This window comes from Streptosporangium sp. NPDC049046 (assembly GCF_040649155.1).
Taxonomy (GTDB): Bacteria; Actinomycetota; Actinomycetes; order Streptosporangiales; family Streptosporangiaceae; genus Streptosporangium.
In genome coordinates this window covers 56,156-63,637 of the sequence record NZ_JBEZEZ010000042.1, presented here as the reverse complement: position 1 = coordinate 63,637, position 7,482 = coordinate 56,156, and the positions used below count along the sequence as shown (strand labels likewise).

The 7,482-nt window shown below is 68.8% G+C and carries 6 protein-coding genes; 2 read left to right on the top strand and 4 right to left on the bottom strand.

The genetic code is table 11. From position 1 onward, the window contains the following. Positions 1-113: 113 nt before the first annotated feature. Positions 114-878: a hypothetical protein gene (locus AB0B96_RS37220; protein ID WP_362906533.1), complete on the top strand. Its 765-nt coding sequence runs from the start codon at positions 114-116 to the stop codon at positions 876-878. A gap of 142 nt (positions 879-1,020) precedes the next feature. On the opposite strand, the gene AB0B96_RS37215 is transcribed toward AB0B96_RS37220, so the two are convergent. After that, positions 1,021-1,674: an ATP-binding protein gene (locus AB0B96_RS37215; RefSeq protein WP_362906531.1), complete on the bottom strand. Its 654-nt coding sequence runs from the start codon at positions 1,672-1,674 to the stop codon at positions 1,021-1,023. A gap of 548 nt (positions 1,675-2,222) precedes the next feature. Here AB0B96_RS37215 and AB0B96_RS37210 point away from each other — a divergent pair. Further along, positions 2,223-3,599, top strand: a complete 1,377-nt coding sequence (locus AB0B96_RS37210; protein WP_362906529.1) for a helix-turn-helix transcriptional regulator — start codon at positions 2,223-2,225, stop codon at positions 3,597-3,599. Between the two features lie 24 nt (positions 3,600-3,623). Here AB0B96_RS37210 and AB0B96_RS37205 read toward each other — a convergent pair whose 3' ends face one another. From AB0B96_RS37205 to AB0B96_RS37195, 3 genes are all read right to left on the bottom strand, one after another. After that, entirely contained in the window at positions 3,624-3,815 is a 192-nt protein-coding gene (locus tag AB0B96_RS37205; protein ID WP_362906527.1) for a hypothetical protein, read from the bottom strand. 97 nt (positions 3,816-3,912) lie between these two features. Next, positions 3,913-5,364, bottom strand: a complete 1,452-nt coding sequence (locus tag AB0B96_RS37200; protein ID WP_362906525.1) for an MFS transporter — start codon at positions 5,362-5,364, stop codon at positions 3,913-3,915. A gap of 337 nt (positions 5,365-5,701) precedes the next feature. Further along, positions 5,702-7,306: a M4 family metallopeptidase gene (locus tag AB0B96_RS37195; protein WP_362906523.1), complete on the bottom strand. Its 1,605-nt coding sequence runs from the start codon at positions 7,304-7,306 to the stop codon at positions 5,702-5,704. Between the last annotated feature and the right edge of the window lie 176 nt (positions 7,307-7,482).

The window sequence follows — 7,482 nt, the reverse complement described above, 5'->3', positions numbered from 1 at the left end:
GGCTGCTCTCGTTGTGCGGGATCGCTGTCACAAGGCCGCATCGATCAGCGGCGCATCAGCCCAGCTCAACTAACGAATGGCGGCTGCCGTACTAGACCGGGGAGAAGGTAGCAATGAAAAAGCGTGTCGGCGTTACCGCCCTACTGGTAGCCGCTCTGCTGCTCACCGGATGTGCGGTCCACGAGAACGAAAGAAAAGCGGCTGAGGCGTCGCCGAGTAATGGTCATGAGGGTGACATCGGGGAGTCGTCCCGAGGATCGCTGGACGTGTCCGTTCTGCGTGGATCCGAAGCGGACTATGATTTCTCACCCTCGCCGGAGGCTCTGGCCGGAAACCGCCCCATTGTGGCGGCCGGGGTGGTGGAAGGCTGGCAACAGGGGCCCATCCTGGAAAGTTACGAGGGCGGTCCTCTCGATTACCGCGTGGTGCTGAAGGTCAAGGTGACCGACGCGCTCAAAGGCGTGAAGGGGCGGGCGTCCATTCCCGCGAACCTGGTTTTCGTCGAGCTCGACCAGGGGGCGGTCATCCGGGATGACTCCCTCCCGCCCGAGGAGTGGAAGCCTGAGAGGTCGGTGCAGGACTTCGCGACGTCGATTCCGGCCGGGACGAAGGTCATGATCTTCCCGACGGAGAGGCCGGCGTACGAGCAGAAGGTTCTCGACGAGGGAGAGCGACTTCCGGCGGGTGCGCGTCTGATGAGCGTTCCACCGCAGGGCCTGGTCTTCGAGGACCCTCTCCTGGCCCAGCAGAAGTCGGGTCAGTCCGCACTCGTCGGTGGCAAGGAGCCGCTGGGAGTCGCCGGGCGATCACCGTGGCTGGAGCCGAAGAGTATGAGCGAGCTGGTCGACCGGCTGAGAAGCAAGGGATTCTCGGAGTAGACGAGTGGTCCGTCGGGTGTGGTCGGCAGGCTCTGGAGCCAGCCACACCCGACGGCATGCGCGGGGCTCCGTTCGCTGCGCGGGCGAGGCGAGGTCCGTTCTGATGAGCCGACCCCGTGCGAGGAAGCGAAACCCCCGGCCATCACAGAGGACGATCGGTGGCACGGATCGTGTTCGTCCCGGTGTCGAGGTCGTCCCCGGTACGGAGGGGCGAGAAGGGCGGACAGGCGCCCGAGCGGGTGGGCAGGGCGAAGGTGACGGCCTTGCCGGGGGTGCCGGTGGTGTGGGTCGTGGCGGGGTGGACGTGGCACTGGCCTTGGGAGAGCCGGTGGACCAGGAGCAGGCCGCGGCCGTTCTCGGTGAGCAGGGGCAGGCCGATCTCCTCCACCGAGTCGAGAAGACCGAGGATGATGCGGACCTCGTGGAGGTCGGGGTCGCCGTCGACGACCTCGCACCAGGTGGGGACGCCGTCCAGGCTGAGAACGCGCAGCTCGTACGGGGGACGGGCGTGCCTCTCGGCGTTGGCGGCCAGCTCCGCCACCATGGTCTCCGCGTCGGAGACGGCCTCGTCGTCCAGACCGGCCTCCCTGAGCACCTCCCGGAGCACGGCGCGGGCGCGACGTGAGGCCGAGCCCGGCTGAAGGATCTTGACCAGTACGCGAATGTCACCGCCTCCCATCACGCCGGCGTGCTGTCCCATCAGGCCGCCGCCTCCTCGGTCGTGATCCGGGGGGAAGACCAGATCCTCGCCGGGGTGGTCCTGGGCACCGTGGGGGATGCCGCCGGATGGCCGCATGAGCACGCTCCGTTCGCTGTCGGTGACTGTGGACAGCAGGAAACGCGACGGGCGGAGTGGCGTGAAGATCGGGTGCTGCTCGTTTGCCGAGGCTCCGGGAACGGCGTGTCCAGCGTGGCAGGCCCCTGGTCGTTTCCCCAGTTCAGACGGTTATTCGACATCAAATCTGGCTCAAACCGAACCTGTGCGGATGTATGGGCAAGCCTGTTGCCGCAGCGGTGGTAACAGGCTTTGGCTGTGTCGAATGGAACGGGGTGAGCGGGTGAGTGAGTTCTGGTGCACGGCTCGACGGTTCGACGGCTGGTGGGCACTGGAGGTCGAAGGGCCGGGACTGCGACGTCCTGCGCACACCCAGGTGCGGCGCCTTGACCAGATCGAGGAGACGGTCGGCGACCTGTTGACGCTCCACTTCGACGCCGAGGTGGAATGCCGTCTTGCGTTCACTCGTGTGGGCTGGTCGGTTTCTGGTCGTTCTCCTTGGCGGGGTGGTGTGCGACGACTCTCCTTCATCACAATGGGTAGTCATTCGGATACCGAAGGAGAGTGGCATGGGTGGGTCGCGGAGTCGTAGGGCTCGTCCTGAGCTGGTCAGCGCGCGGGTGCAGCGGGGGATGAGCCAGGAGGCGGCGGCGGAGGCGCTCGGGGTGACGCCGACGACCTGGGCGCGCTGGGAGCGCGGAGAGCAGGGGGTGCGTGCCTGCTACCGGCCGCTGATCGCCGCCGTGTTCGGGGTCGAGGCGGTCGAGGTCGAGCGGTGGATAGACGGCTGGTCCTACGGGGAGACATCATCGTGGCCGATCGCGGGCTGTGACGACGACTCACCGGCGGCTACCGTGAAATCGGCCGCGCTTTTGTGGAGGTTGGAGATGGACCCGTCCCGGCGTCACCTACTGGCCTCGCTGCCGTTCGTGCCCGGAGCTCTGGGCGAGTGGCTGGTCTCCTGGAACTACGGCACCCCGACCGCGTCGGCCGCCCGGCTGGACGAGGGGCGAGAGGTGGGTCTCGCCGACGTGGCGCGGATCGTCGAGGCGCAGAAGGCGTTCGGCCAGATAGACCAGCGGTTCGGGGCCGGGCTGGTGCGCCCGGTGGTGGTCAAATACCTGCACGAGACGGTGGCGCCGCTGCTGCGGGGCCGCTACGACGAGCGGGTGGGCTCCGAGCTGATGACGGCGGCGGCCGGGATGACCTGGCTGGCGGGCTGGACGGCCTTCGACCTGAACCGGCACGGCCAGGCCCAGCAGCACTTCGGCCAGGCGCTGCGGCTGGCCAAGAACGCCGACGACCCGCTGACCGGCGCCTGGGTGTTGGCGACGCTGACCTTGCAGGCTATTCACCTGGAGCAGGGGGCCTGGGCCGTATGGCTGGGCAGAGCTGCCGTCGACACCGCCCGCCGGGCGCAGGCACCCCCTCGTGTCATGGCCGTGATGCTGGCCAGGGAGGCCAGGGCGACGGCCTTGCAGACCAAACCGGCTGAAAGCCACGATCGACACAGCGCCAAGCAGGTCGAGCGACTGCTTGTCGAAGTCGAGCGCGCCTATGCCCAAGGAGCCACTGACCGTGATCCGGAGTGGGTCCGAAAGTACGACGAGGTGGAGTTGAACGGACAGGCAGGCGGGTGCTGGCGGCTTCTGGGTGACTATGCGCGGGCGGCGGCTTGCGCGGAAGCGGCGGTGACCGAATTCAGTGAGCGCCTTCCTCGATCCGCCCAGATCAACCGGCTTAGTGCCGCTGGGGCGTACCTGGGAATGGGCGAGCTGGACCAAGCTCTTGCCTGCGCGCGGGCCGCCATCCCGGCGACCAAGACGCTGACCTCCGCTCGCACGGTAGAGCGTCTTCAGCGGTTCGCCGGGCAGCTTGAGCCGTACGGGGACAGCGTGATGGTTCGCGAGTTCCGAGATCACCTGAACAGCGAGCTGGCCGCCTGACCAGGGGCGACCTTGAGGTTGTTTTCACAGACGAAGCCGGGCGGCGTCGATCGCCTCAACGATCTCCCGGCCGCGAAGGGCCTCGGCCATCATGTCGCGGTAGCGGGACGAAAGGTCGTTCCCGTCGCTGTCGAAGCAGCCGACCCAGGGAAAGCGCCGCCGGATGGCCTCGTAGTCGATGGCGTCGGTGTCAGATGCGTCCGCCGGTCCGCTCATGCCCCCAGTGCAAACGGTCACGCAGAGAGCTTATTCGATCACATAAAGACAGTCGGGGGTTTGCGGGTGAGTGAGCGCTGCGCGGTCGAGGCGGGGCTCAGGTGTGGGAGGGGCGGCGGGAGGCGATCACGTCGGTGACGGCCACGACCAGCGCGACCAGTACGAAGGCGATGGTGACCAGCAGCGAGTGCCGGAACGCCGTCGCGTACTCGCCGCCCGAGGAGGCGACCTCGGAGAGGAACACCGAGCCGATCGCCGCGATGCCGACGGCGGCGCCGATGCGCTGCCCTGTCTGGAGTACGCCCCCGGCCGTGCCCGCCTCGAAGACCGGCACCTCCGACAGGGTGAGCGTCTGGTTCGGGGAGATCACCAGGCCGCTGCCCAGGCCGGCGAGGAGCAGCGGGACCGCGGTGGCCCAGGCCACGTGGGGGCCGGGGACGAGTTCCACCGCGAGCGCGGTGACGGCGAGGGAGACCGCGACCGTCACGAGCCCGGCCACCACCAGCGGGCGGCCGAGCCGGGTGACGAACCTGCCGCTGAACAGGGAGGTCACGGCTGAGCCCGCCGCGAACGGCGTGGTCGCCAGTCCCGCCTCCAGGGCCGAGTAGCCCAGGCCGTTCTGCAGGTACAGGGTGAGGATGAAGAAGATCGCGGTGAAGCCCGCGAAGTAGAGCGCCCCGAGCAGGGCGCCGAGCGCGTACGAGCGCCTGCGGAACAGGGACAGGTCGACGACCGGCTGGTGGTGCCGCCCGTACCGGCGTTCCCAGGCCACGAAGGCCGCGAGCAGGGCGAGCCCGGCGAGCAGGGCCGGCCACCTGGCCGAGGCGCCCCACTCCTGGCCCTCGACGAGTGGCAGGAGAACCAGCAGGACACTGGCGGCGAGCAGCAGCACGCCCACCGGGTCCATGGTCTGCCGGGGGCGAGACTCCTTGGCGGCGGGTCCGATGTAGCGGTAGGCCAGGAGGACGGCGAGGATGCCGATCGGCACGTTGACGTAGAAGACGAGGCGCCAGCCGTCGGTGTAGCCGCCGAGGTTGATGAGCACCCCGCCGAGCAGCGGGCCGATCGCGGTCGAGATGCCGATGACGGTGCCCAGCATCCCGAACGCCCTGCCTCGCTCCGCTCCCCGGAAGAGCTGCTGGATCAGCCCGCTGACCTGCGGATTGATCACTCCGCCCGCGATCCCCTGCACGAGTCTCGCGACGACCAGCAAGGTCGGGTTCTGGGCGAGCCCGGCCGCCGCGCTCGCCACGGTGAACAGTACGACGCCGAAGACGAACGCGTTGCGCCGGCCGTGCGTGTCGCCGAACCGCCCGGCGGGGACGAGCACCAGCCCGAAGGTGAGCGCGTACCCGGAGACCACCCACTGCAGGGTGCTCTGCGGGGCCTCCAGCCCGGCACGGATGGAGGGCAGCGCCACGTTGACGATGCTGACGTCCAGCAGGGTCATGAAACCGGCGACGAGGCAGACGGTGAGCGCCTTCCAGCGGCGCGGATCGGCTCCCTCACGATGCCTGGGGGACGTCGTCCTGTCGGGGCCGGTGCTCATCCGGTCGTGTGGGGGAGCGGTGCCCCTGCCCGTGATCGGCTGAGGATCGTCATGACCGCCCCGTTCCCCGTCTTCGGTCGAGTTTTCCACCTTTTAGCAGGGCGTATGTACCCTTTGTAGCCTTTCCAATCATGGTTCGCGCCCCGGAGCGTGATCCGGCCCTCGCGGGTGTGCCCGCGAGGGCCGGGGGAGAGTTCTCATACCGGTGTGATTCCCCGGTCATCACGGATGTGCCCACGAGGGCCGGGGAAGGTCCTCACGCCAAGGTGATTCCCTGGTCGGCGCGGGTGTGCCCGTGAGGGCCGGAGGTCACCGTCGGCGCGGGGAGCACCTCACGTCACGGGCACGACACCTCACTGCTCGTGGCCGGGACGTTCACCGCGGTCCAGGCGGCCTTGACCGCGTTCACCTCGGTGCAGCCGCCCGGGTAGAGCGTCTTGGCGGCCGCCACGGTGGCGAGGCGCGCCTTGGCGTGCGTCCACGGGGAGGTCTTGGTGTTCAGTCCGGCCTGGAAGATCCGGCCGGCCTTCTGGATGCCGATGCCCGTCAGGGTCGTCGGACCCGAGCAGACGGTGCTGGCGGGCTTGCCCACCGGGTTGGTGCCCTCGGCGAGCAGGTAGAACCAGTGGTTCTGCGGGCCCGCCGCCGCGTGGACCGCGGTGGAGGGGATGGAGGAGCTGTAGCAGTTCGGGTGTCCCTTGGCCGAGGGGTTGTACATGTTGCGGATCTCGCCCGAGCCGGTCAGGTTGACCTCCTCGCCCACCAGGTAGTCCGGCGGGTCGAGGGAGGCGGGCTGGTTGGCGTAGTGCTCGGTCAGCGCGCCGAAGATGTCACCGGTCGACTCGTTCAGGCCACCGGCCTCGTTGCCGCTGCCCCCGCTGCCACCGGAGTACTGGAAGATGCCGTGGCCGTACTCGTGGCCGACCACGTCCATCGGGGTGGCCTGCCGGGTGTTCGCCGAGTTGCGCCCGAAGCTGGTGTAGCTGCCGTTCCAGTAGGCGTTGACGGCGCTCAGGCCGACCCGGGCCGGGAAGGCGCCGCCCGAGCCGGTGAACCCGTTGCGGCCCAGCCAGGCGCTGAGCATGTTCCATTCCGTCTGGGCCGCGTACAACGCGTCGACGCAGGCGGTCTCCAGGTTGGTGCCCGAGCCGTTGCCCCAGGAGTCGTCGGTCCCGGTGTAGGCCGAACCGTTCTGGCCGCCGCAGCGCAGGCCGGGCCGGGTGGTGTCGGTCATCGAGTACGAGCTGCCCGAGCCCGAGGTCTGGATGGTCACCGGGTTGCCGTTGTAGTAGCTGTTACCGGTTCCGGCGTGCACGTCGTCGTAGGAGTCGAAGACCGATCCGTCGAGGGCGTCCACGAAGACGTGCAGGACGCTCGGAGCCTCGGCGGTGGCGCCGGTGACGACCACCTCCCAGGCCAGTCTGGGCGTCGTGGTGGTGGCGTGCACGAGCAGCTTGGGCGCGGTCGCGCTCTCCACGACGGGCAGCTGCGCGCGGGCGGTGGCGGTCGCCGTGGCGGCGTCCACCTTGCTCGTGACGTCGATCGTGATCCTGGACTGCTGGCCCGAGCTCACGGACCCGACGAGCTCTCCGGCCCGGTCGGTGGAGACGATCACCTCACCGCCGTAGACCGGCAGCCCGCGGTAGGTGCGCGCGTAGGTGAGGTACTGCAGGCCGTACGCACCGGCGATGTTCCTGGTGAGGGTGAACTTCTCGTTCTGTCCCTTGAGGACGGCTTCCGACCTGGCGGCGAGGGTCGCGTTGGCGGTGGTGACCGCGCGGTTGCGAGCTTCCGCGTCCGGCGGCGCGTACACCGGCGGCTCGGCGGACACGGTGCGGGCTGCGGCGGCGTCCGCCGGGGTGGCGGCGTTCACCGCCGTGGGGGTGGTCATGGCGGCGACGACCAGTACGGCCACGGCGCCAAGCTTGACCTTCGGATTCACGCGGGTGATTCCTCTCGATGTCCCTTGGGGGGTAGGAGGGATGCAAGGAGCCCTAAGAAGTCCGGGCTCCCTTAAGGTGGCACCGAGATGGGTGGCTGAATACCTCGCAAAGTTCCATAACGTCGTGATATGGGTTGATACGCGTACGAGAGCGGACCGGCTGGGGCGCTCTCACC